This window comes from Lichenicola cladoniae (assembly GCF_013201075.1).
GTDB lineage: Bacteria > Pseudomonadota > Alphaproteobacteria > Acetobacterales > Acetobacteraceae > Lichenicola > Lichenicola cladoniae.
In genome coordinates, this window is the sequence record NZ_CP053708.1 from 3,485,800 (window position 1) to 3,507,930 (window position 22,131).

The 22,131-nt window shown below is 65.5% G+C and carries 19 protein-coding genes; 6 read left to right on the plus strand and 13 right to left on the minus strand.

Translation table 11 applies throughout. The features are described from left to right. Positions 1-73: 73 nt before the first annotated feature. Both mdoH and HN018_RS15815 read right to left on the minus strand, forming a co-directional pair. Positions 74-2,236 (minus strand): glucans biosynthesis glucosyltransferase MdoH, encoded by a 2,163-nt coding sequence (gene mdoH / locus HN018_RS15810; protein WP_171833159.1) that lies wholly within the window; start codon positions 2,234-2,236, stop codon positions 74-76. Then, positions 2,212-3,765 (minus strand): glucan biosynthesis protein, encoded by a 1,554-nt coding sequence (locus tag HN018_RS15815; RefSeq protein ID WP_171833158.1) that lies wholly within the window; start codon positions 3,763-3,765, stop codon positions 2,212-2,214. The genes mdoH and HN018_RS15815 overlap by 25 nt, the downstream gene beginning before the upstream one ends. Before the next feature lie 386 nt (positions 3,766-4,151). Between HN018_RS15815 and HN018_RS15820 the strand changes: the two genes are divergently transcribed. From HN018_RS15820 to HN018_RS29730, 4 genes are all read left to right on the plus strand, one after another. Further along, positions 4,152-5,744, plus strand: coding sequence for an alginate export family protein (locus tag HN018_RS15820; RefSeq protein WP_239478742.1), 1,593 nt, complete (start codon positions 4,152-4,154; stop codon positions 5,742-5,744). 84 nt (positions 5,745-5,828) lie between these two features. Then, entirely contained in the window at positions 5,829-6,401 is a 573-nt protein-coding gene (locus HN018_RS15825) for a hypothetical protein (RefSeq protein WP_171833157.1), read from the plus strand. Positions 6,402-6,480: 79 nt separating this feature from the next. Beyond that, positions 6,481-7,215: an SDR family oxidoreductase gene (locus HN018_RS15830; RefSeq protein ID WP_171833156.1), complete on the plus strand. Its 735-nt coding sequence runs from the start codon at positions 6,481-6,483 to the stop codon at positions 7,213-7,215. A gap of 98 nt (positions 7,216-7,313) precedes the next feature. Beyond that, positions 7,314-7,472, plus strand: a complete 159-nt coding sequence (locus HN018_RS29730) for an antitoxin (RefSeq protein ID WP_456307000.1) — start codon at positions 7,314-7,316, stop codon at positions 7,470-7,472. A 224-nt stretch (positions 7,473-7,696) separates the two neighbouring features. On the opposite strand, the gene HN018_RS15835 is transcribed toward HN018_RS29730, so the two are convergent. The 6 genes from HN018_RS15835 to HN018_RS15860 are packed head-to-tail and all read right to left on the minus strand — an operon-like array spanning position 7,697 to position 14,844. Further along, positions 7,697-9,337 carry an FGGY-family carbohydrate kinase gene (locus tag HN018_RS15835; protein WP_171833155.1) on the minus strand — a complete coding sequence of 547 codons (1,641 nt, stop codon included), beginning with the start codon at positions 9,335-9,337 and terminating at the stop codon, positions 7,697-7,699. Between the two features lie 10 nt (positions 9,338-9,347). After that, on the minus strand, positions 9,348-10,436 hold the full coding sequence (locus tag HN018_RS15840; RefSeq protein ID WP_171833154.1) for a zinc-binding dehydrogenase: 1,089 nt from the start codon (positions 10,434-10,436) through the stop codon (positions 9,348-9,350). Positions 10,437-10,488: 52 nt separating this feature from the next. Then, positions 10,489-11,478, minus strand: coding sequence for an ABC transporter permease (locus HN018_RS15845; protein WP_204259549.1), 990 nt, complete (start codon positions 11,476-11,478; stop codon positions 10,489-10,491). Next, on the minus strand, positions 11,465-12,973 hold the full coding sequence (locus tag HN018_RS15850) for a sugar ABC transporter ATP-binding protein (RefSeq protein WP_171833152.1): 1,509 nt from the start codon (positions 12,971-12,973) through the stop codon (positions 11,465-11,467). The genes HN018_RS15845 and HN018_RS15850 overlap by 14 nt, the downstream gene beginning before the upstream one ends. Before the next feature lie 28 nt (positions 12,974-13,001). Next, positions 13,002-13,919 (minus strand): ABC transporter substrate-binding protein, encoded by a 918-nt coding sequence (locus tag HN018_RS15855; protein ID WP_171833151.1) that lies wholly within the window; start codon positions 13,917-13,919, stop codon positions 13,002-13,004. Between the two features lie 43 nt (positions 13,920-13,962). Continuing rightward, positions 13,963-14,844, minus strand: a complete 882-nt coding sequence (locus tag HN018_RS15860) for an AraC family transcriptional regulator (protein WP_171833150.1) — start codon at positions 14,842-14,844, stop codon at positions 13,963-13,965. A gap of 425 nt (positions 14,845-15,269) precedes the next feature. On the opposite strand from HN018_RS15860, the gene derI reads away from it, so the two are divergent. Both derI and HN018_RS15870 read left to right on the plus strand, forming a co-directional pair. Next, on the plus strand, positions 15,270-15,740 hold the full coding sequence (gene derI / locus HN018_RS15865; protein ID WP_171833149.1) for a D-erythrulose-4-phosphate isomerase: 471 nt from the start codon (positions 15,270-15,272) through the stop codon (positions 15,738-15,740). A 22-nt stretch (positions 15,741-15,762) separates the two neighbouring features. Continuing rightward, positions 15,763-16,068: a putative quinol monooxygenase gene (locus HN018_RS15870; protein ID WP_204259551.1), complete on the plus strand. Its 306-nt coding sequence runs from the start codon at positions 15,763-15,765 to the stop codon at positions 16,066-16,068. Positions 16,069-16,074: 6 nt separating this feature from the next. On the opposite strand, the gene HN018_RS15875 is transcribed toward HN018_RS15870, so the two are convergent. From HN018_RS15875 to HN018_RS15895, 5 genes are all read right to left on the minus strand, one after another. Continuing rightward, positions 16,075-16,917: a phytanoyl-CoA dioxygenase family protein gene (locus HN018_RS15875; protein WP_171833147.1), complete on the minus strand. Its 843-nt coding sequence runs from the start codon at positions 16,915-16,917 to the stop codon at positions 16,075-16,077. Between the two features lie 115 nt (positions 16,918-17,032). After that, complete coding sequence (locus HN018_RS15880; protein WP_171833146.1) at positions 17,033-18,109, minus strand: FUSC family protein; 1,077 nt, start codon at positions 18,107-18,109, stop codon at positions 17,033-17,035. A gap of 96 nt (positions 18,110-18,205) precedes the next feature. Then, entirely contained in the window at positions 18,206-19,924 is a 1,719-nt protein-coding gene (locus HN018_RS15885) for a DegQ family serine endoprotease (RefSeq protein ID WP_171833145.1), read from the minus strand. A gap of 155 nt (positions 19,925-20,079) precedes the next feature. Beyond that, positions 20,080-20,718, minus strand: coding sequence for an SGNH/GDSL hydrolase family protein (locus HN018_RS15890; protein WP_171833144.1), 639 nt, complete (start codon positions 20,716-20,718; stop codon positions 20,080-20,082). After that, complete coding sequence (locus HN018_RS15895) at positions 20,718-22,037, minus strand: OpgC family protein (protein ID WP_239478744.1); 1,320 nt, start codon at positions 22,035-22,037, stop codon at positions 20,718-20,720. Before HN018_RS15895 ends, HN018_RS15890 begins: the two co-directional genes overlap by 1 nt. Between the last annotated feature and the right edge of the window lie 94 nt (positions 22,038-22,131).

A 22,131-nucleotide genomic window follows, 5' to 3' on the forward strand; every position in this document is an offset into this window, starting at 1 on the left:
GTATGTAACCGTTGAATGACGCCCGTGTTGCGTCGATGCCTCGTTGCTGACCGGTTTTTACAAGCTGGCTGGATCAGGCCTCGTGCAACGCCTGGAGCCGGTCCAGCCCTGTCTCGGAACCCAACACTGCGGCACGTTCCTGCGGCGTCAACAGCGCCAGTGCCCCGGCCAGGGTCGTGGTCTCGCCGAGCTTGGCCAGGCCCAGCACCAGCAGCGGCTCGAACGGATCACGGCCGACGACCCGCGCCGGCGGCAACATGGCACGGTGTGCCGCCATCAACGCCGGCTCGTCCAACAGGCGCCGCAGGCTCTCACCGGGCGCGGCGTCACGTGCCAGGGATTGGAGTTGGACGGCGCGGGCCAGCACCGCAGGGGGCGCCGCTTCCTCGGGGATACGCAGCAAACCCATCCGTCGCAGCGCCAGCCCGGTATTCCTGCCGGCGGTCAGCGACACCAGCGGGACCGCCAGGGCCAGGCCGAGCAGCACCGGCGACATCCAGGCGAACAGCGCCGGCGACACTGCCCAGGCAATGGCGGCCAACACCAGCCCAAACACCATGTAGCGCCAGTAGCCGGACCAGATCACCGCCAGCGGGATCTGCCCATCGTCGCGGCGCTGGGTGTTCCAGCCGGAATCGCGGCCGGCGAGGATGGAGATCACTCCGCTGGTCTGGATCAGCATGGCGATCGGCGCGATGAGGCCGCCAAGGAGCGTCTCGATCAGCAACGACAGCAGCGCACGGATGCCGCCACCGGCACCGCGCCGGTCGGTCGGGTTCAGCAACAGGGCGAGGTAGGCAAGCAGTTTCGGCGCCAGCAGCACTCCCATGGTGCCGATGAACACCCATTTCGCCAGCACGGGATCGACCTGCGGCCAGTTCGGATAGAGCGTCTTGGTGCCGCCGAAATATTCCGGCTTCACGAAACGCGACTGCAGCGAGATCAGGATGCCGCACAGCAGGAACACCAGCCACAGCGGCGACGTCACATACGACCCGATCCCCATCAGCAGGTGCAGCCGGCTGACCCAGTGCAGGCCGCGCGCCGGCAATACGCCGGCATGCTGCAGGTTGCCCTGGCACCAGCGACGGTCGCGGATCGCGATGTCGGTCAGCGATGGCGGGCTTTCCTCGTACGATCCGGCCAGTCCCGGCACCATGTGGATCGCCCAGCCGCCACGGCGCATCAGGGCGGCCTCGACGAAATCATGGCTCAGGATATGGCCGCCGATCGGGCGACGGCCGGTCAATACCGGCAGCCCGGCCTGTTCGGCAAAGGCGCGGGTGCGGATGATCGCGTTATGGCCCCAGTAGTTGCTCTCCGGGCCGTGCCACCAGGCAATGCCGTAGGCGATCAGCGGGCCATACACCCGGCCGGCGAACTGCTGCATCCGCGCGAACAGGGTGCTGCCGTTGACGATGACCGGCAGGGTCTGGATCAGGCCGACGCCCGGATGCTGCTCCATCGCGGCGGCGATGCGCACGATCGTGGTTCCATCCATGACGCTGTCCGCATCGAGGGTGATCATCTGCGGATAGGCGCCGCCGAACCGCCTCACCCACTCGCCGACATTGCCGGCCTTGCGCTCGGTGTTCTTCGACCGGCGGCGATAGAAGATCCGCCCGTGCCCGCCGGTGCGCTCGCGCAACGCCAGGAAGGCAGCCTCCTCTTCCAGCCAGACGTCGGCATCGGTGGTGTCGGACAGGATGAACATATCGAAATGGTCGAGCCGGCCTGTCGCGGCCAGGCTCTCATAAATCGCTTCGAGTCCGGCCATCACCCTGGACGGGCTCTCGTTGTAGGTCGGCAGCAGCAGGGCCGTACGCGTCGAGAGCGACGGCACCGGACCATCTCGGTCGATTCCGAGACCCAGCCCGCCCCGGCGAAGCAGCGGCACGAACCCGCCCAGGGCCGAGGTGAACGCGAGCGCGATCCAGGCGAACAGCACCACGAACAGGGTCAGCACGATCAGCCCGAGCGTGTTCGGACCGTTGCCGTTCAGCACGAAATACATCTCGTAGCCGCCGCCGATGGTCATCAGCACCGCGCCGCCGATCACCAGCAACCGCCGCAGGGCCAAGGTAGCCGGCCGGGTCGACGACGCCGGCAGCCCTCCGCCCGCCACCGTCCCGCCTGCTCTGGGCATGGCGGACAGCGACTGCACCGGCATCGCCAGCGGCGCATCCGGCGGCAGGGCGGCAAAGGGGCTGATCAGGGTGTCCAACGATAGACCCATGCCTCAGACAGCGGCCCCTGCTCGCCGGATAATACGCAGTGCAGTTCGGCAATCTTGCTGCTGCCTGGGTAGAACTCGAAGGTGATCCGCCAGCCCTGGATCTCGGGGTTCGGCTCCACCACGACGTTGCGTATGTCGCCTGCGTTGGTACCGAGGTCGGCATGCAGCTTGGCGTCGGCGCCCAGCGATTTCACCGACTCGCCGGTGAAGTCCAGCATCACGAACCGGCCCTTCTTGTCGTCGGTCGTGCCGATCCGGGTCTGGCTGATGCGGGCAAGCCTGCTGGACCAGGGATTATCCCAGCACCAGTGCATCCGGTAGGTGTAGGTGTACTCCCCACCCGCCGCGAGCGGCGCCTTCGGGCGCCAGAAGGCGACAATGTTGTCGTTCACCTCGTTCGGCGTCGGGAGTTCGACGAGGTCGATCGCCCCCTCGCCCCAGTCGCCGATCGGCTCGATCCAGAGGCTGGGCCGCTTCTCATAGTTGAGTGCCAGATCCTGGAAGTCGCTGAATGCGCGCTTGCGCTGCATCAGGCCGAAGCCCTTGGGGGTGACGTCGGAGAATGCGCTGAACTGTAGGTCGATCGGGTTGACCAGCGGCCGCCACAGCTGGTCGCCCTTGCCGTTCCACATCGACAGGCCTTCGCTGTCATGCGCGGCCGGCCTCGCATCATCGATGTGCTGGCGGTCGTTGACATCGAAGTAGAACATGCCGGTGAGCGGCGCGATCCCGGACCCGGCGATCGTCCGGCGCGGATACAGCACGCTCTCGACGTCGAAGATGGTCTCGTCGCCCGGACGGATGGTGAAGCGGTAGGCGCCGGTCACGGTCGGACTGTCGAGCAGCGCATGCACGACGATCGCGGTCATGCCGGCCTGCGGTTTCTCCAGCCAGAAGGCACGGAACAGCGCGAACTCCTCGCCCTTGGGGTCGCCGGTGCCATTGGCGAAGCCTCGCGCCGACAGCCCGTAATTCTGGCCCTTTGCCACCGCCCGGAAATAGCTCGCGCCGAGAAACACGCAGATCTCGTCGTAATAATCGGGGCGGTTGATCGGGTAGTGGATACGAAAGCCGGCGAACCCGAGATCGTCGGTCACCCGCAGCTTCTGGTCCTCGTAGGAGAACAGGTCGGGGTTGTAACCGACCCGCGCCGCCTGCCCGTTCTGCACCTCGAAAATATCGATATGCGGCCGGTACAGGAAGCCGCGCGGCAGGAACTCGACCTGAAAGTTGAGCCCCTGGCCGTGCCACAACGCGCTCTCCTTCTTGAAGCGCACGCTCCGGTACTGGTCGAAGCTCATCTGGTCGATCGCGCCCGGAAGCTTGCTGTCGGGTGCCTGGTACGCATGCTTCGCCATGGCCTGGGCAAGGCGGCGCACGGTCGCGCCGTCGAACGGTCCAGGCCCGGCTGCCGCCACCGTCTCGGCTGCGTGCGCTACGCCCGGCGTCGCGACGCGTGCCATCATGGCCAGCATCGATGCACCTAAACCGGCTTGTACCAGGTCCCGTCGAAGCAGAGCCAACCGCATCCTCCTTGTTCCGCACCTGCGCGTTGCCGCCTGGGTGCACTGCTGCGTCATGCGTCTCTGCGTGCTCAGGCATCGTCCAGGACGTTGCAAAGGCCGGTCTGAAATCGTCGCCGCTCGTATCAATAGGACAGGGCTGTGGCAATTTGACGGCATCGGACGCCCCGAGTTGCAGCGGAGCACTGAAATCGACGGTTCTGGAGGGTGTTGCGCAGAACCGCCGTTGCATAGAAGAATAACTATCTCTAACCGTTCATTAAGGGGCGGACACCTTATAATCCCAGATCGGCTGTTGTTATAACAATTACCCCCGGATGCCCATGGCCCTGAACATGCCCCGCCCACGCCGCAACAGGCCGTCGCCGTCATCGCTACTGCCATCGAGACCGGTGGTACTGGGGCTGGCCGGGCTGCTCGCGGCCGCGGGTTCATCCGGTGGCGCGCATGCGCAAGGCCACTCGGCGACCCTGCACACGGCGCCGCAGTTCGCAGCCTTGCCGCAGACCCGCAGCAACCCGACCAAGGCACAGGCACCGCAATCCATTCATACCGGCGACTGGGGGATCTTCAACCGGCTGGATGGCTCGCCCGCCGGGTTCGGCCCGGTTGCCCGCTACGGCGTTGCGCGCTGGGCCGAGGACTGGAGCGCCCTGCGCAATCCGAAGCTGCGCAGCGATCCTTTCGACCCGCTCAAGTTCATCCCGCTCAACGACAGCAAGAGCATCTACCTGACGCTCAGCGGCGAGAGCCGGCTCAAGAACTGGTTCGAGAACCGTCCCTTCCTCGGCACCCAGAAGCCGGACGATTCAGGACGCATGACGGTGCGCAATATCGTCGGTGCGGATCTGCACATCGGCGAGCATCTCCGGATCTACGGGGAGCTGATCAACGGCGAGGCGGCCGGATGGAATGGCTACGGCTACAACACCACCTACCGGACCCGGCTCGACACGCAGCAATTGTTCGTCGAGGCCAAAGCGACCCTGCTTGGCGCCAAGACCGGTGTCATAGTCGGCCGGCAGCAGTTCCTGGATGCCCCAAACTACGTGCTGTACGCCCGCGAGACGCCGAACATCCCACTCTCTTGGAACGGTGTGCGTGGTTATGCCGTCTTTCCGCGCATCCGCTTCGATGCCTATGATTTCACGCTGACCAATACCGCTCAGCAGCAGCTGTTCCGTGACAACGAGAACTACAATTCACGGCTGTTCGGCGGCAACACGTCCTATGCCCTGCCCGACTTCAAGGTTCTCGGCCAGCCCGGGCGCGTATTCGTCGACCTGTTCTATATCGGCTACCTGCTCGGCGGCACCCCGGCGGCGATTGCCACCGCCACCGGCACCCAGGCCGGCTCCACCTTGCGCAACAATTACGGCACCCGCATCTGGGGCAAGGCCGGACCGATCGAGTTCTCGGTCGGCGGGATCTACCAGGGCGGGGAGTTCCGTGCCGCCAAGACCAACGTGAGCCGGGACGTCAGCGCGTTCTCGATCAACAGCTTTCTGGGCTACCGCTTCCAGAGCATCTATGGACGTCCGTTGGTCGGCATCCAAAGCGATGTTTATTCGGGCGGCAGCTACAACCGCAAGACAGGCGACGTTCACACATATAGCGCGCCCTACAACCCGTCGACCAACTACCTCGACACGACCACCTATTTCGCACCCTCGAACCTGGTCAGCATCGCTCCCAGTATCGAATACACACCGAGCCAGTCTACATTATTACGGTTCAAGGTTCCCGTGCTGTGGCGCGAGAACACCGACGACGCAGTCTACGGCGCCAGCCGCATCTACAGCTTCCGCAGCAAACTCGCCGGCGGGTTCATCGGCACCGTACCGCAGGCCAGCCTGGGCTGGCGGATCACCCGGCACTTGACCTGGACGCATGATCTGGCGCGTTATTTCGCCTCACACGCGATGCAGAAGGCGGGCGCATCCAGCGGCACCTACTACCTGTCGACGCTGGCGTTCAGGTTCTGATACGTGCCGTTCATGACGGGCGGTCGATGAACCCGACCGCCACATGGCATCGCGCGATCCTCCATCGTATCCTCGAGGTCACGCTTGCGACTGCACATTCATCCTGTTCGCCCAACTCTCCTGACGTTCCTGCTGGCATCCCTACTTGGCGGGTGCGCGGTCGAAGACTCCCACATCTCGCATAGTGCCCAGACCAGGCTGCTCGGCCTCAGCGAAGTCGATCTCGAAGCCTGCCTGGGCGTGCCCGACCAGCACGCGACATTCGATACCACCGACATACTGACCTATTTCGCGACGTCGAGCAGTTCGACGAGCTACTCGCTGCCGATCGTCGGCGGCATCGGCCTGTCGAATGGCGGCTATTGTCATGCGACGTTCCGGCTGGACCGGGGTCGCGTCACGCAACTGCTGTATTCGGGCGAGAAGAACGCGACCATGGCGCCGGATTCATACTGTGCGCCGATTTTTCGCACCTGCATGAACTGGCTGAGCCAACACAAGGACCTGCGCAGTTCGACCGCCGCCGACCAGGGCACGCAAAAGAACTCTGCCAACGGTTCGAGCGCGATACCGCCCGGCGCCACGAGTGCCGCCCCGCAGCCCGGCGCCTCGACCGCCGCGTTGCCCGCCAACGTGCCGACGCCGACGCCACGCTGATGCACCATCTTGACGGGACCACCGCTCCGGTCCCCTGATCCGACACCACGCACACCGTTTGCCGGCCAGGAACACACCCATGAGCACATCCAGACTTTCCGGACGTCGCGTCCTCGTCACCGGCGCCGGCAAGGGTATCGGCCGGGAGACGGTACGGCGCCTGGTCGCTGATGGTGCCGAGGTGGTGGCGCTCAGCCGGCAGGCCTCCGACCTGCAGAGCCTGGCCGGCGAGACCGGGTGCGGCACCATCGCGGTGGACCTCGCCAACCTCGAGGAAGCCGCCGACGCGGTGACGCAGGCGCTGCCGTTCGACTGCCTGGTCAACAATGCCGGCATCACCTCGCTGCAGTCGGCGCTCGAGACCTCGATGGCACAGTTCAGCGCCGTGCTCGCGGTCAACACGCTGGCGCCGCTGCGGCTCGCGCAGATCGTGGCGGGCGACCTCGTCCGCCGTGGCGAGGGCGGCGCGATCGTCAACCTGTCCTCGATCGCCGCCTCGGTCGGGCTTGCCGACCATGCCGCCTACTGCGCCTCGAAGGCTGCCCTCGATGCACTAACGCGAGTGCTGGCGGTCGAACTCGGGCCGCACCGTATCCGCACCAACAGCGTCAACCCGACCGTGACCCTCACCCCGATGGGCCAGCTGGCCTGGTCCGATCCGGCCAAGGCGGGGCCGATGCTGGCCCGCATTCCGCTCGGACGCTTCTGCGAGCCCGGCGACGTCGCCGGCGTGATCAGCTTCCTGCTGAGCGACGACGCCGCCATGCTGAACGGCATCACGATCAACGTCGATGGCGGCCTGCTGATAAGCTGATCGCCGACAGAGGACTGGCGAAACAACGGCGTTCACCGAGATCGGACCACAGGCGCAACTGGCATCTGCTTGGCATATACCAGTCGCGACGTCAGCGCGTGTCGCGCCGGCTACGTCTGTTCCGTAACAACTGGAACCAAGCGATCCGCATCCCAGTGGAATTCGACATGCCCGGGAGCGAAGTGATCATCATACGGAACGGCGACCGCCTTATTATCGAACCGGTGAGGAAAACGGTCTCAGTGCACCCCGGATAGCTGGGAGCCATCCAACGAGTGATGTCCCGGGATCGACGATCGCCCACCAGCGCGCAAGGCTATTTTCTGGGCATGCTCAACGTGCTGATTTGCTGATCGCCACTCATGCCTATGTTCTCGGTGCTACCATCGTGGCAGGAAATCCCGGTGAACTCCGACGTATCGATGGCCTTAAGGCGGAGAACTGGCTTACCTGACCGGAACTCTGCCGGTTCGCTCCAGGTTCAAGCGGTTTGGGTCGTCATCAGGTCGCGGTAGGCCATCTGGTCTTCGAACATGCGCTGAAACACAGCGTATTTGGCATCGTGGTAGCGACGAACAGTGTCCGGTCCCGGCTCGATCACCGAGCCCGACCGGCTCATCGCGGCCATCGCATCCCGGACGCTCGCTTGCGCGCCGCCGGCCACCGCGCCCAGGATCGCAGCCCCGAGCAGCACGGCCTCCGGCTCGCGCGGCAGGACCAGGGTGCAGCCGCTCGCGTCCGCATGCTCGCGCAGGAACACCGGGTTCTTGGTGCCGCCGCCTGACGCCAGGATCGTGTCGATCGCATACCCCTCGCCGTTCAGCGTCTCGATGATGTGCCGGGTGCCGTAGGCGATCGCCTGCACGGTCGCGAGATAGAGCAGCGCGAGATCGTCGGCGTCGGCACCCAGGCGCAAGCCTGAAATCATGCCGCGCAGGCTCGAATCCGCACGGGGCGACCGGTTGCCATGGAAGTCCGGCATCACATGAAGGTCGCGGGTCAGCATCGCAGGAAACGCCACCGCCTGGGCCAGGTGATCCAGGCGGGCATTGAGCGTCTGGTAGATGCTCACTCCCGCCGTTGCCGCCTCCCCAGCCAGGGCCGGATAGGCGGCATGGGTGGTGATGACATGATCGATGAGACTTCCGGTCGCCGACTGGCCGCCTTCATTCAGCCACAGGCCCGGCACCATCGCCGCGAAATACGGGCCCCAGATCCCCGGCACGAAACGGGGTGATGTCGAAACCGTCATGTGGCAACTGGATGTACCGCCGACCAGCGCAAGCCGCCGCAGCAGTTCGTCATCACCCGGCGGACGCCCATCCAGCGCCGCACCGATGGTGCCGATGCCGCCGGCATGCGCGTCGATCGCCGAGGCACCGACCGGTATGCCCGCCGACAGGCCCAGCGCAGCGGCAGCCTCGGCAGACAGGATACCGATCATCTCGCCCATCGGCCTGATGTCGGTGCCGATGCGACGGAACCCCTCATCGACCAGTTCGCCCAGGCCGATCGAACGGAAATACGCCTCGTCCCAGCGTGCCTCATGGCCGAGATAGGTCCATTTGCAGACTGTCGAGCACAGCGAACGGGTGTCGCTGCCGGTAGCACGCCAGGTCAGCCAGTCCGGCAGGTCGAAGAAGTGCGCTGCGCGCGACCACGCATCGGGCCGATGCTCGCGCAGCCAGAGCAGCTTGGGCGTCTCCATCTCCAGCGAGATCCGGCCACCGACATAGCGCAGCACGTCATGCTCGCCGGCATTGATCGCATCCGCCTCCGCGCCGGCGCGGTGATCCATCCAGACGATGACGTCCTGTTCAGGCGCATCGTCCGGACTGATCGAGACCGGGCCACCGGCTTCGTCCACCACGACCAGCGAGCAGGTGGCATCGATGCCGATTCCGCGCACCGTGACCGGCCCGGCTGCGGCACAGGCCTCGCGCACCGAGGCGCAGACGGAAGCCCAGATATCGGCGCTCGATTGCTGAACGAAGTCGGGCCGAGGCCGCCATGCCCGGATCGGCCGGCTCGCCTGGGCCAGCATCGTGCCGTCCAGGGAGAACAGGCCGGCGCGTGCGCTGCCGGTTCCGACATCGATCCCGATCACCGCATCCACGGGCATGCCGCAGTTCCTACGAAATCGCCGAAGCGGACTTGAGCAGGACCTTGATCGAATCGAGCGAGTTGGCGACCTTGATCGCCTCGTCCCAATCCTCGAACGCGTAATCGTGTGTGACGATGCCATCCGAGGTCACCAGCTTGCGATCGAGCAGGTCGATGGCGATCGGGTAGCAATACGGGCCGAGATGCGCCCCGCGGATATCCAATTCCTTGCGGTCGCCGATGATCGACCAGTCCACGCTGGTTTCCTTGCCGAACACCGAGAACTCGACGAACCGACCCAGCTTGCGGATCAGTTCCAACCCCTGGGTGACGCCGCCCGGCGAGCCCGTGGCCTCGATATAGACGTCGCAGCCGTAGCCGCCGGTCAGCGACTTCACGATGGCGTCGGCATTCTCGTTGGCCGGATCGATCACCACGTCGGCGCCGAACTTCAGGGCGAGATCCCGACGCTCCTCAACCATGTCGATCACCACCAGCTTCTTCGGTGTGCGCAGATGCGCCACCTGCACCATCATCAGCCCGATCGGCCCGGCGCCGGCGATCACCACGACGTCGTCGAGCTGCATCTCGGCACGGTTGACCACATGGATCGCGCAGGATAGCGGCTCGATGATCGCGGCATCGGCGAGCGCCATCGATTTCGGGATCGTGTGCACGCGCGCGGTTTTGGGGATCAGCATGTATTCCGACATGCCGCCGTCGGCCACCTTGCGCTGGAAGCCGAAGATGTTGTGCACCTCGCACATCCAATACTGGCCGCCACGGCAGTAGCGGCATTTGTCGCATGGCACGATCTGCTCGGCGATGATGGTATCGCCGGCCTGCACGCCGAAATGCTCGGCCGCGTCGGGGCCGAGTTCATCCACGACGCCGAAGAACTCGTGGCCGGGAATCACCGGTGCCTTCACCCAGGGGTTCTCGCCCCAGAACATCTTGGCGCCTGACCAGCACTTGCAGTCGCTGGCGCAAATGCCGCACGCGGAGATGCGGATGACCATCTCGTTGATGCCGGCCGTCGGGCGATCGACCTGCTCGACCCGGTAATCCTCGGGCCCGTGGCAGACGACGGCGGTCATCCGGTTATTCTGGCGGTCCATGGAACGTGCCTTTCGATATTGATGTTGCGGCGACGTAGAAGCAGGCCGTACGTCAGGCGCGCCGACGCCGTTCGCGGCCGATATAGATTGCGAGCAGGATGATCACGCCCTTGACCACCGTCTGCACGTAGGGGTTCACGCCGACCATGTTGAGGCCGTTATTCAGCACGCCCAGCAACATCGCGCCGAGCAGCGTGCCGATCAGCGAGCCACGGCCGCCGGCGATCGAGGTGCCGCCGAGCACGACGGCGGCGATGGCATCGAGTTCGAACCCCTGGCCCGCATTCGGCTGGCCGCTCATCAGGCGCCCGGTCAGCACCACCGCCGCGATCGCCGCGGTGAAGCCGCTGAGCCCGTAGATGAGAAGCTTGGAGCGAGCGACGCGAACACCCGACAATCGTGTCGCTGTCTCGTTGCCGCCGATCGCATAGACGTAGCGGCCGAACGGGGTGCGCTCGAGCAGCACCCAGCCGACTACATAAACCACCAGCATGATGACGATCGGTGTCTGCACGCCGAGCAGCCGCCCCTCGCCGAACCAATTGACCCATCTGGGAAGTCCGCTGATCGGATAGCCACCGGTGTAGATCAGCCCGAGCCCGCGGGCGATGCCCATGGTCGCCAGGGTGACGATGATCGGCGGCATCCCGGCAAAGGCCACGAAGGCGCCGTTCGCCAGACCGAAGCCGCATCCGAGCAGCAGGCACAGGATCAGCGCCAGCACGCCGTTCATCCCGGCGGCCATCAGCCCGGCGGCGACGGTGCCGCACAGCGCCATGACCGCGCCCACCGACAGGTCGATACCGCCGGTCAGGATCACGAAGGTCATGCCGACCGCGATCAGCGCGTTGATCGAGACCTGCCGGAGGATGTTGGTGATGTTGCTGTAGGACAGGAAGCTGTCCGACGCGAACACCATGACGATCGAGACGACGATCAGTCCGACCAGCGGATAGAACGACGTGTAGCGCGACGCCCGCCGCAGTGCGGCCGTGAACTGGCGCGGTTCGCGACCTGGCGCCAGGGTTTCAGACGAGCTCATGGATATCTCCCGCGGTCGCATGGCGCATGATTTCGGCCGGCGCGATATCGGCGGCCTCCAGGGTGCGGACGATCCTGCCCTCGCGGAACACGGCGACCCGGTCGCTCATGCCGACGATCTCGGGAAGCTCCGACGACACCATGATGATGGCATAGCCGCGCTCGGTAAGTTGCCGCATCAGCGTGTAGATTTCCGCCTTGGCGCCAACATCGATGCCGCGCGTCGGCTCGTCGAAGAACAGGATCTTGCAGTGGTGGTTGAGCCAGCGTGCCAGCACCACCTTCTGCTGGTTGCCGCCGGAGAGCGTCTCGACGGTGGTCCCCATGTCCGGTGCCTTGACGCCGACGCGCTTCATCATGTCGTCGGTAGTGGTGCGTTCCAGTGCGAAGTCGAGGAATGCACCCATCGACTTGTACTTGCCGAGATTGTTGATCGAGATGTTGTCGCGAATGCTGAAGCTGGTGATCAGTCCCTCGACCTTGCGGCTCTCCGGCAGAATGCCGAGTCCGTGCGTCAGGGCCGCCGCCGGATCGGTCAGCCTTACCGCTTCGCCGTTGATGCGAACGGTCTTGGCGTAGGCGGGATCGGCGCCGAGCACCGCCATCACCGTCTCGGTCCGCCCGGAACCGACCAGGCCCGAGAAGCCCAGGATCTCGCCTTCGTGCAGCACGAACGAGTTCACCGGGCCGCCGCGTTCGATCTGGAGCCCTTCGACCTCGAGCACGATCTTCGCGTTCGCGGGACGCGGCGGCTTCGGCGGGAAGCTGCGCTCCAGCTTGCGACCGACCATCATCTGCACCAGGCTGTCCATGTCGGTCTCGGCGACCGGCGTCATCCCGATGAACTGGCCGTCGCGCAGCACCGTGATCCGGTCGCAGATCTCGAAGATCTCTTCCATGTGGTGGGATATGAAGATCATCGCGACGCCCTGGGTCTTGAGCGCGCGCATGATGATGAACAGGTGCTCGGCATCGGTCGGCGTCAGGGTCGCGGTCGGCTCGTCGAGGATCAGGATGCGGGCATCCAGCGCCAGAGCCTTGGCGATCTCGATGAATTGCTGCTGCGCCACGCTCAGCATGCGCACTTCGACGGCAAGGTCGATCCGGACGCCCAGCCGTTCGAACAGCCGGATCGCCTCGTTCCGCATGGCCGCGGTCTGCAACAGGCCGAAGCGCCGGCGCTCGCGTCCCAGGAAGATGTTCTCGACCGCGTTCAGGTACGGGATCAGCGAGAATTCCTGGAACACGATGCCGATGCCGGCGGCGACGGCATCATGATAGTTTCCGAATTGCTTCTCCTCGCCGGCAATGACGATGTGCCCGTCATCGGGCCGGATGATGCCGGACAGCACCTTCATCAGCGTCGACTTGCCGGCGCCGTTCTCGCCGAGGAGCGCATGGATCTCACCCGGATTCACCGAGAGATCGATCCCGGCGAGCGCCTTCACGCCGGGAAAGCTCTTGGTGATGCCTCGAAGTTCCAGGATTGGATCCATGCTCGTTACCCCTTGGATCAGACGACCCTTACCAATGGAACGTCTTGGCCGCCTCTGCATCGACCATTTTCACGTCGATCGGTACCAGCTTCGGAACCGTGTTGGTGGCGCCCCAATAGTCGGCGAGTGCCAGGCCCAGCCCGATGCGAACCATGTCGCCCGGAAACTGCGCCGACGTCTCGATGAACTTCGAGCCCGGTTTGGCGATCGCAGCGACGGCTTCCGGCGCGCCATCGACCGATGTCAGCTTGATGTCCTTGCCGCTGCTCTCGATCGCCGACAGCACGCCCATCGATCCGCCGTCGTTGACGCTGAAGATGCCCTTCAGGTCGGGATGCGACTGGATCATGTTCTCGGTCACGTTGAGCGCCACGTCTCGCTCCTGCTTGCCGTTCTGCGTATCCACGATCTTGATGTTCGGGAACTTGGCGAGACCGTCCTTGCAGCCGCGTACCCGCTCCAGGATCGGCACCACCGCGATGCCGTCCAGGATCGCCACGTTGCCGGTGCCGCCGATCGCCTTCGCCAGGAAGCTGCACGACATCACGCCGGCATCGTAGTTCTTCGAACCGACGAATGCATCGACCGGCCCGTTCGCGTTGGCATCGACCGCGACCACGACCACACCGGCCTTGTGGGCCTCTGTGACCGCGGCCTCGATGCCGGCGGTGTCGGTCGGGTTCACCAGCAGGATGTTGATATGCTGCTGCAGCATGTCCTCGATGTCGCTGATCTGCTTGGTCACGTCGTGATGCGCGTCCGTCACCACGACGGTGGCGCCGATCGAGGCGGCCGCGGACCGCAGCGCCTTCTGCATGGTGACGAAATATGGATTGTTCAGTTCCTGGAACGTCATGCCGATCTTGATCGGCGTGGCGGCGTGCGCGCCGGCCGACATGATCGTCAGGGCGAGCGTGCCGAGGAGGGCGGATTTGAGGCTGGACATGGTATCTCCCGTGATTATCTTATTGTTGCCGTATCTTGGGTCGTTAAGCTGCAACGATCGTATTCTCCCTGTGCCGGCGCCTGAACTCCGACGGCGACATTCCCTTCTGCGCCCGAAACTGTCGATTGAAGTTGGCAAGGTTGTTGAACCCGACCTCGAAACAGATATCGGCGATATGCGTATCCTCTCCGATCAGCAGCGCACAGGCCCGATTCAGCCTGATGCCGTTCAGATAACGCACGAAGCTGTTACCGGTCTTGCGCCTGAAGGCCCTGGAGAAGGTGCTGGGGCTGTAGCCGCTCAGGGCGGCGAGATCGCTCTCGCGCAGATCGGATGTCGGGTTTGCGGCGATCTGTGCCAGCGCATGATTGAGCGGCTGGCTCATGTAGATCTCCGGTGTCGGATGATGGTCGATCCCCGCCAGCGGGTGGGGCGCGGGACCGTCCTGGATCACCGACATCAAGGCAAAGAACAGCTCGATGCGGCGGGGACCATCGGCATCGAGCATCCTGCGCATGATCGGGCGCGCGGCGGCGCCGACCGGCGTCGGGAACTCGAGGCCGCGCCGCGATGCATCCAGCAGCGATCGCAGAAACAGCAGTTCGGGAAACAGCGCGATGCAACCGGCGGCGAATGCCTGGGTGAACTGCAGGACGATGCAGCGCTCGGCAACGACCGTCCCGGTCGGGACGTCGCTCAACCAGTTATGCGGAACGTTGGGCCCGATGATCGCCAGGTTGTCGGGTTCGAAGCGCCCGATGTAATCACCCACGAAAGTTTGGCCACTGGTCGTGGTGATCAGGTGGATTTCGTATTCCGGATGAAAATGCCAGCGCACGGTGCGATAGGGCAGGCCGTGCGACCAGACCTTGAGACATGCGCTATCCCCGACATCCACCAACTCGAGGGCGGGCTGGGTGTTCATGCGGCAAGCCTGATCGCGCGGTCGGTCTTAGGACGCCGACGCGCCGCTCGGGGTCGGACAGTTTCGCATGGCCTTGCTGATTTTCAACATCGGGGACGATCTCCATTCCGGCCGCTGTTCATGCAGTTCGCCGGCCGCTATTTTCAGCGACGTTAGCGAGGTGGAACAACTTCCTCTACTACTATCCTACCCGAAAACCGATACGTTTTGTGCCGGATGGCCACATGGAGTTAGAAACTACTGCTGGAACAGCGCAAGGAATGCCGCACTGCAAAATTTGCGGTGGTCCCGGTGAGCGACGCTGGCACATGGGAGCCATCCGGCACCCGTGCAGCCTTGTGGAACCAGCCGGACGGTCTCCATATGCTCCGGACAGGACCGGTATTGTCGGCGCCCGCGGGCGTCATGTGTGCAGGAGAGACATCATGCGTATTGCGTTGGGCGGAGACAGTGCGGGCGAACCCCTGGTACGGGTAATCGCCGATCACCTCCGGAAGTCGGGCCAGCACGAGGTGATCGATCTCTCGATCCCGGACATGAAGACCGAGACCGGCGAGTACTACGCCGAGATGACCGATCGCGTCGCCAGCCGCGTGCTCTCGGGCGAGTTCGATCGCGGCATCCTGAGCTGCGGCACCGGGATCGGCGTCTCGATCTCGGCCAACAAGATCCCCGGCATCAGGGCGGCACTCACCCACGACACCTATTCGGCCGAGCGCGCCGCGCTCAGCAACAACGCACAGATCATCACCATGGGTGCGCGGGTGATCGGGCCGGAGCTGGCCAAGGCGATCGTCGATACTTGGCTCGCCAACATCTACGATCCTGCCAGCCGGTCCGCCCCAAATGTGGACGCGATCGACGCTCTGGACGCCAAATATGCCCGGAACGCATGACGCTGCGCGGAGCGGGCCGAGCATGACCGGCAACTCCGCGTTCGTCGTCATCGCCGAGTTCCGGGTCAAGCCGGGAATGGTCGATGCCTTCATAGAGCTCGCCCATATCGATGCGGACGGCTCGGTCGCCAACGAGGCCGGCTGTCGCAGCTTCGAGATCCTGGCGACAGAGGACGATCCGGAGAGCCTCGTGCTCTACGAGGTCTATGACGATCGTGCGGCGTTCGAGCTGCACCTGCAGCAACCGCACTTCTTCACCTTCCGTGACGGTGTTCTGGCGGTGCAGGTCTCGGAACCCACGGTGCGGTTCTTCACACGCCTGGGCTGACCGGATCTATCGGTCGCTGCCCATGACCAGTCCCTCGATATCGTGCTTCTGGGTGATCGGCACCAGTTCGTCGACCACCCGGCACGTGAGGTGCTCACGGACCGAGGCCGGCAGTCCGGCATAGAACTCCTTCGTGACCATCATGTCGTGGAGGGCCGCATGGCCGGCGCCCGGCGCATCGACGCCGATCACCAGCACCGGTCGTGCGATCGGCGACGGGTGTGCGGTGCCACGATGCATGGTCAGTGCCGACCGGCAGGATATATCGCCGCGCTGCGGGTATTTCCGCGTCGCCCGCTCCTCGAAGCGCGGCCAGACCGACCGGTCGGGGAACATCTCGTGGTTCCAGCCGCGGCCGTCATCCCACTGGGTTCCCGGTGCCACTTCGAACGGACCCATGTCGGGGGTCACGTCGACGCCGGTCAGGTTGAAGGCGAGCGAGGTGATCCTCCTGCCCTCGTACGTGTCGACCGGCGACGGAAAGTCGCGATGCCAGGGCTGGTTCGACGCCCCCTGGAACGGCGTGTCGAAGCCGATCTCGACGATCTGGTAGTCCGGCCCCAACACCTTCTCGGCCATGGCGGTGATCCAGGGATGCGACACCAGCTCGGTGAAACCGCTCAGCGCCTGCGGATGCAGCTCGACATACCAGCGGCGTGGACCGCGTCCGACCGCGCCGCCCGGTCGCTGGATCGCCTCCCAGAACGCGGTCATCATGTCCTCGCGAAGCTGGTCGACCCAGCCCGGCGCAAAGGCGCCCTTCTTGCCGACGACGCCGTCGCGCTGGAGGATTTCGAACTCCCCGGCCACATCGACACGGACCGGGTTCGAGAGAATGTCGGTTGTCATGCTGTATGCCTCCGATCGCAGGGATACTGGTCGTGCCGAAGACTATCGGGTTTCAGCCGCCGGGTGCCATGTTCAGGACCGGTGCATGGCGTGCGTCAGGCACAGCCTCGCCGCGTCACTTCGTCGCGCGATCGTCGGTCTCCGGCCTGAGCGCCAATGCCGCCTCGCTGATGTCGCGGCTCAGCATCTGCAGGGTGAATCGCGGCAGCGGCCCAGCCTCGTCGCCGAGCCGGCCGATCACCGCCATCAGCCGATCGGCCTCCCGCAAGGCCTGGTCGTGCGCATGGCTGTTATTGTCCGCCTCGTCCTGCATCGCCGTCCGCAGCGCCTGCAACGCAGCTGAAATCGCGTCGGCGACCGCGCTCAGCCGGGGCACCAGGGGCGCATCGCGGTCCGGGGTCGGCGTCGTCACCGCGGTCTCGTGGACGGCACGAGCCACGAACAGCACGTCGCTCTGCAGGCGACGCAGCATCGGGGCAAGCCGTACCATCAGCGGCTCGTGCCGCTCGATCGAGCCCAGCCGCTCGCGCCGGGCCTCCAGGATCGACGTCACCAGGACCTTTAGCAGCTCCGAACTCGCATCGTTCAGCCGCTCCAACTCCGGGATCGGCAGCCGGTGGACCAGCGCCTGCCGCTGGGTGTCGTCCAGTGTCGCCAGCATGGTGGAAGCCGCCTCGAACGCCTGGGTCCGGGACCGCGACCGGAACACCGCGTAGGACACCAGCAGCGATACCGCCGCCCCCACCAGGATCGCCAGCACGCGATCGACCGGACGGCTGAATGCGCCGCCCTGGGCCGGGAACAAAAACACCACCACCAGCGTCACGCCGGCCAGCCGCAGGTTCGGCTTGAAGGCTGCCAGGAGTGCCAGCGGCACCATAAGGGCCGCGAACAGCGGCACCCGCGGCAGCCCGGCCAGGGCCAGCGCGATCGCGATGGCACCGGCAAAGGCGCCGATCAGCGTGCCGAGGATCTGGTCGCGGCCGGCTTCCAGGCTTGAGCTGACCCGGGCCTGGGTGACGATCACCGCGGTGATCAACGCCCAGGCCGGCTCATGCAGGTGCAGGCCGCGCGCGACCACGTCGGACATGAACACCGAGACCAGGGTCCGCACGGTCTGGCGCAGCTCCGGGGTCCATGAACGGAGCCGGTTCAGGAGATGATACCGGGAGACGCCAGTCTGGTCGCTCATGCCACTTCGGATGCCAGGGCATGATCCGATCATCCTGCCATCGGATCGGATCATGCTCGCTAAATAGAGTCGGCCAGGAACGTCTCGGGCGGAGCCCTAGTCGTGGTTACCCGGACCATGCCGGCCTTTCGGCGTGGCCTGGGGGGCAGTCGCCTGCACCGGCAACGGCACCCAGCGCATGCCGTCGCCGCTCTGCACCAGCATGACCACCGACGGCCGCTTTTGCTTGCGCGCCTCGGCGATCCGCGCCTGGATCTCGGCAGGGGTGCTGACCTCGGACTGCTGCACCTCGACGATCACGTCGCCCACCTTGATGCCGCGGTCGAACGCCGGACCGGGCTCGATGATATCGGTCACCACCACGCCCTTCTGGCTGTCGCCGAGCTGGTATTTCTGCCGCAGCACGTCGTCCAGGGTGGCAAGCTTCATGCCGATATCGGCCATGTCGACCGGCGCCGGACCGGATTGCTTCGTCGGCGCCGTCGGCGCGGCCGGCTTCGGCTGGTCCTCGGGGAAGTCGCGGATCGCCACCTGCAACGTCTGCGACTTGCCATCGCGCCAGATACCGAGTGGCACGGTCTGCCCGACGGGGGTCTCGCCGACCACGCGCGGCAGGGTGCGGCCATCGACGTCCTTGCCGCCGACCTGCTGGATCACGTCGCCAGTTTTTAGTCCGGCTTTCGCGGCCGGCCCGTTCGGCTCCAGCCCGGCCACCAGCGCGCCCTTGGCAGTTTTCAGCCCAAGGCTGTCGGCGATGTCCTGGGTCACGTCCTGGATGCGCACGCCGATCCAGCCGCGCTTGGCCTTTCCGAACTGGCGCAGCTGGTCGATCACCGTCCGTGCCTCGTTCGACGGGATCGAGAAGCCGATGCCGATCGAGCCGCCCGACGGCGAATAGATCGCGGTGTTGATGCCGATCACCCCGCCATCCATGTCGAACAGCGGGCCGCCCGAGTTGCCGCGGTTGATCGGCGCATCGGTCTGGATGAAATCGTCGTACGGGCCGCTATCGAGCGAGCGTCCACGCGACGACACGATGCCGGCGGTGACGGTGCCGGACAGGCCGAACGGGTTGCCGATCGCCAGCACCCAGTCGCCGACCCGGCTCTTGTCGCTGTCGCCGAACACCACCGCGGGCAGCGGGTGGCCGGCATCGACCTTCAGCAAGGCGAGGTCGGTCTTGTCGTCATGACCCAGCAGCTTGGCCTTCAGGACGGTGTTGTCCTGCAGCGTCACGGTGATGGTGTCGGCGCCCTTGATGACGTGGTTGTTGGTCACGACCAGGCCGGACCCGTCGATGATGAAACCGGAACCCAGGCTCTGCATCTTGCGTCCCGGGGTGGCCGGACCGCCCGGGACGGCGCCGCCCTTGCCGCCGCCATGCTTGTTCATGAAGTCGTGGAAGAACTTCTCGAACGGCGATCCGGGCGGGAAGGCCGGGGTCGGGCCGTCACTCTTGCCGCCACCCTTGCCACCTGGGGTCTTGAGCCCCGGCGCCTGCTGTCCCGGCGTTTGCGGGGACGGATCCTTGTCGCCGGGGCCGGCACCCGGTGCGCCCTGGTCGGTCGGATCGTCGTCATCGTCCTGGCTGTCGTCGGTGACGGTCTCGGTCGAGGAGATGTTGACCACCGACGGCAGCAGCCGGGCCGCGAGATCGGCGAAACTGTCCGGCGCGCCGCGGGCAAGGGCCGCCTGGGGCGCCAGCACCGACAGCGCCGGAGCGGCGATCAGCGACAGCGAAAGGCCGGAAGCCAGCAGCCGGGCACGAAGACTGGACGCGGCGCTTGCGCCGGAACACGTGGTCGCAAAGCGCATGAGGTCGGGTGTCTCCTGGGACGGGCACAGAACGATCGAGGCAGGGAAACGTGAAGCGGCGGACTCTGCTCATGCGCCACGCCGGACGCAAGGCCCGCCGGTCGGGCACAGCGTGAACGCGCCGGAGACAGAAACCGTCAGGAATTACGCTGTTTTCAGGCCAGGTCGAGAAGCCAGACCGCCAGGGCCTCGCCCAGCAGGGCGTAGCCGCGATCGGCCATGTGCAGCCCGTCGGGCGAGAGCGTGTCGCGCGTCAGCTCCGACCCTGCGCACCAGTCCAGCATGCGTGCGTGCCGATCGAACAGTGGCACGTCCATGTCCATGGCGATCCGGTGGAGCGCGGCCAGGAACGAGGGCGAGGTCGGGCATTCGTCGAGGGCGCGGCAATATTGCTGGTCGACCAGGACGAGGTCGGTGCCGGTGGCACGCAGCCGGTCGATGCCGTCTCGGGTCAGGTGCTCGAAAACGGCAAGCGGTATCTCCTGCAGCGGGTCGTTGGAGCCGGTCTGCCAGACCACGAGGTCGGGACGCTCCTCGATCACCGCCCCGATGCGGACATCCATCTGGATTGCGGTGTCGCCGCCGATACCGCGGTTGGCGAGCGCGATGCCGCCCGCAAAATACGGCAGCATGGTTCGCCGCATCACGGCGGGATAGGTGTGGGCCGGACCGCTGGAGCCGGAGCCCTCAGTGGTCGAGGAGCCGAACGCCACCAGGCGCAACGGCACCGGCCCGGCGTCGCTGGACCCAAGGCGATGCGCATGGGTGCGTGGCAGGGCGGGAGCCAAGGTCATCAGGGGGCCAGGGTTCCACCGGTTGTCGGGACGGGCAAGGGCGCGGCCGGATTCGTGCGGCTGCGCGCTGCCGCCTTGCGGCGATCGAGGGTGACCGCCAGGAGATAGATCGTGCCAAGGCCGATGACGTTGACGGCGATCTGCATCGGCCAGGCGGTGCCGTACGTGGTCATGATCAGCCGGGCCAGCAGGTCGAGCACGGTGCCGAGCGAGAATACTTCCAGCGAGTGGCGGCCGATCACCGCCAGCACCTGTCCGATCCGGCCGGCGGACAGGCGGCTGGCGAGCTGGCTGCTCTGCACCAGGTAGAAGATCGCCAGCACGTCGATCAGCCGCAGCGGTGAAAGCGGCGTTTTTTCCGGCGGCGCCAGCGGCAGCAACGACAGGTCCGGCAGGCCCCAGAGCGCCCACGGGAACGACTGTACCGCGCTGAAAGCTAGATACAGGCAGCAGAGGCCGGCCAGCCAGCGCGACTTCGGCACGTCGCCGCCGGTGTTGCGGGTTTCCATCGCCGCCCAGGCGCCGATGGTGAACAGGAACTGCCAGGCGAACGGATCGAAATACCAGCCATCCGGATCGAGCCAGTTAGGCAGGTTGATCTGCGGGTCGAGATTGATCAGCAGCCACACGCCGGCGCTGAGGGTGAGTGCCGCCCAGCGGTTGAACCTGAGCGCCAGGTAGATCACCGGGAACAGGATCAGCAGCACCATGTAGAGCGGCAGGATGTTCAGGTTGCCGGGCAGTGCCTCGAGCGCCAGCACACGCCAGAAGCTGTGCACGCCGTGCGCCAGTTCCGGCTCGAGGAAATCGACCGGCACCGGGTGGTAGCGCCGCCATTCCTTGATCACCAGCACCGTGGTGAGCAGCATCCCCATCTGGAACAGATAGAGCTTCACCACCCGCCGAAGCAGCTTGTTCAGGGCCGACCCTATGCTTTCCCGTTCGAAGGCACGGCCATACGCCAGCATCGAGGCGAAGCCGGCCAGCAGCACGAAGATCTCGGCGGCATCGCAGAAACCGAGATTTCGGATGGTCAGCCGGTTCAGCAGGTTCTGCGGGATGTGGTCGGCGAACATCATGGTCAGCGCCACGCCGCGCAGCGCATCGACGCGATGGTCGCGGCCGGGCTTGGGCGGGCGGACCGTGCCGTCCGAAAGCGACGCATGGTCGAGCGATGGCGACGAGGCGGCCGGTGTCACGATCATGTCCATGGTTGCCCCCTCGTCGCTCGCGTCGATGCCGCACCGATCCGGACAGTATGAACGCTTCCGGTCCCGGTTCCAGGGCGACAGGCTCGAAGTTACGGTCCGGTACGGCATCGCAACGCGCGCATCGCGGTGCCGGTTTGCCGGCCGCGGGGGGCTGCACTATGCCCGGCCAGGCCCAACCTCCTGTCTGTGGCAGGATCGGGTC

Coding starts and splice junctions, on each gene's coding strand:
- mdoH (WP_171833159.1), bottom strand. CDS start 2,236: ATGGGTCTATCGTTGGACACCCTGATCAGCCCCTTTGCCGCCCTGCCG.
- HN018_RS15815 (WP_171833158.1), bottom strand. CDS start 3,765: ATGCGGTTGGCTCTGCTTCGACGGGACCTGGTACAAGCCGGTTTAGGT.
- HN018_RS15830 (WP_171833156.1), top strand. CDS start 6,481: ATGAGCACATCCAGACTTTCCGGACGTCGCGTCCTCGTCACCGGCGCC.
- HN018_RS15835 (WP_171833155.1), bottom strand. CDS start 9,337: ATGCCCGTGGATGCGGTGATCGGGATCGATGTCGGAACCGGCAGCGCA.
- HN018_RS15840 (WP_171833154.1), bottom strand. CDS start 10,436: ATGGACCGCCAGAATAACCGGATGACCGCCGTCGTCTGCCACGGGCCC.
- HN018_RS15845 (WP_204259549.1), bottom strand. CDS start 11,478: ATGAGCTCGTCTGAAACCCTGGCGCCAGGTCGCGAACCGCGCCAGTTC.
- HN018_RS15850 (WP_171833152.1), bottom strand. CDS start 12,973: ATGGATCCAATCCTGGAACTTCGAGGCATCACCAAGAGCTTTCCCGGC.
- HN018_RS15855 (WP_171833151.1), bottom strand. CDS start 13,919: ATGTCCAGCCTCAAATCCGCCCTCCTCGGCACGCTCGCCCTGACGATC.
- HN018_RS15860 (WP_171833150.1), bottom strand. CDS start 14,844: ATGAACACCCAGCCCGCCCTCGAGTTGGTGGATGTCGGGGATAGCGCA.
- derI (WP_171833149.1), top strand. CDS start 15,270: ATGCGTATTGCGTTGGGCGGAGACAGTGCGGGCGAACCCCTGGTACGG.
- HN018_RS15870 (WP_204259551.1), top strand. CDS start 15,763: ATGACCGGCAACTCCGCGTTCGTCGTCATCGCCGAGTTCCGGGTCAAG.
- HN018_RS15875 (WP_171833147.1), bottom strand. CDS start 16,917: ATGACAACCGACATTCTCTCGAACCCGGTCCGTGTCGATGTGGCCGGG.
- HN018_RS15880 (WP_171833146.1), bottom strand. CDS start 18,109: ATGAGCGACCAGACTGGCGTCTCCCGGTATCATCTCCTGAACCGGCTC.
- HN018_RS15885 (WP_171833145.1), bottom strand. CDS start 19,924: ATGCGCTTTGCGACCACGTGTTCCGGCGCAAGCGCCGCGTCCAGTCTT.
- HN018_RS15890 (WP_171833144.1), bottom strand. CDS start 20,718: ATGACCTTGGCTCCCGCCCTGCCACGCACCCATGCGCATCGCCTTGGG.
- HN018_RS15895 (WP_239478744.1), bottom strand. CDS start 22,037: ATGCCGTACCGGACCGTAACTTCGAGCCTGTCGCCCTGGAACCGGGAC.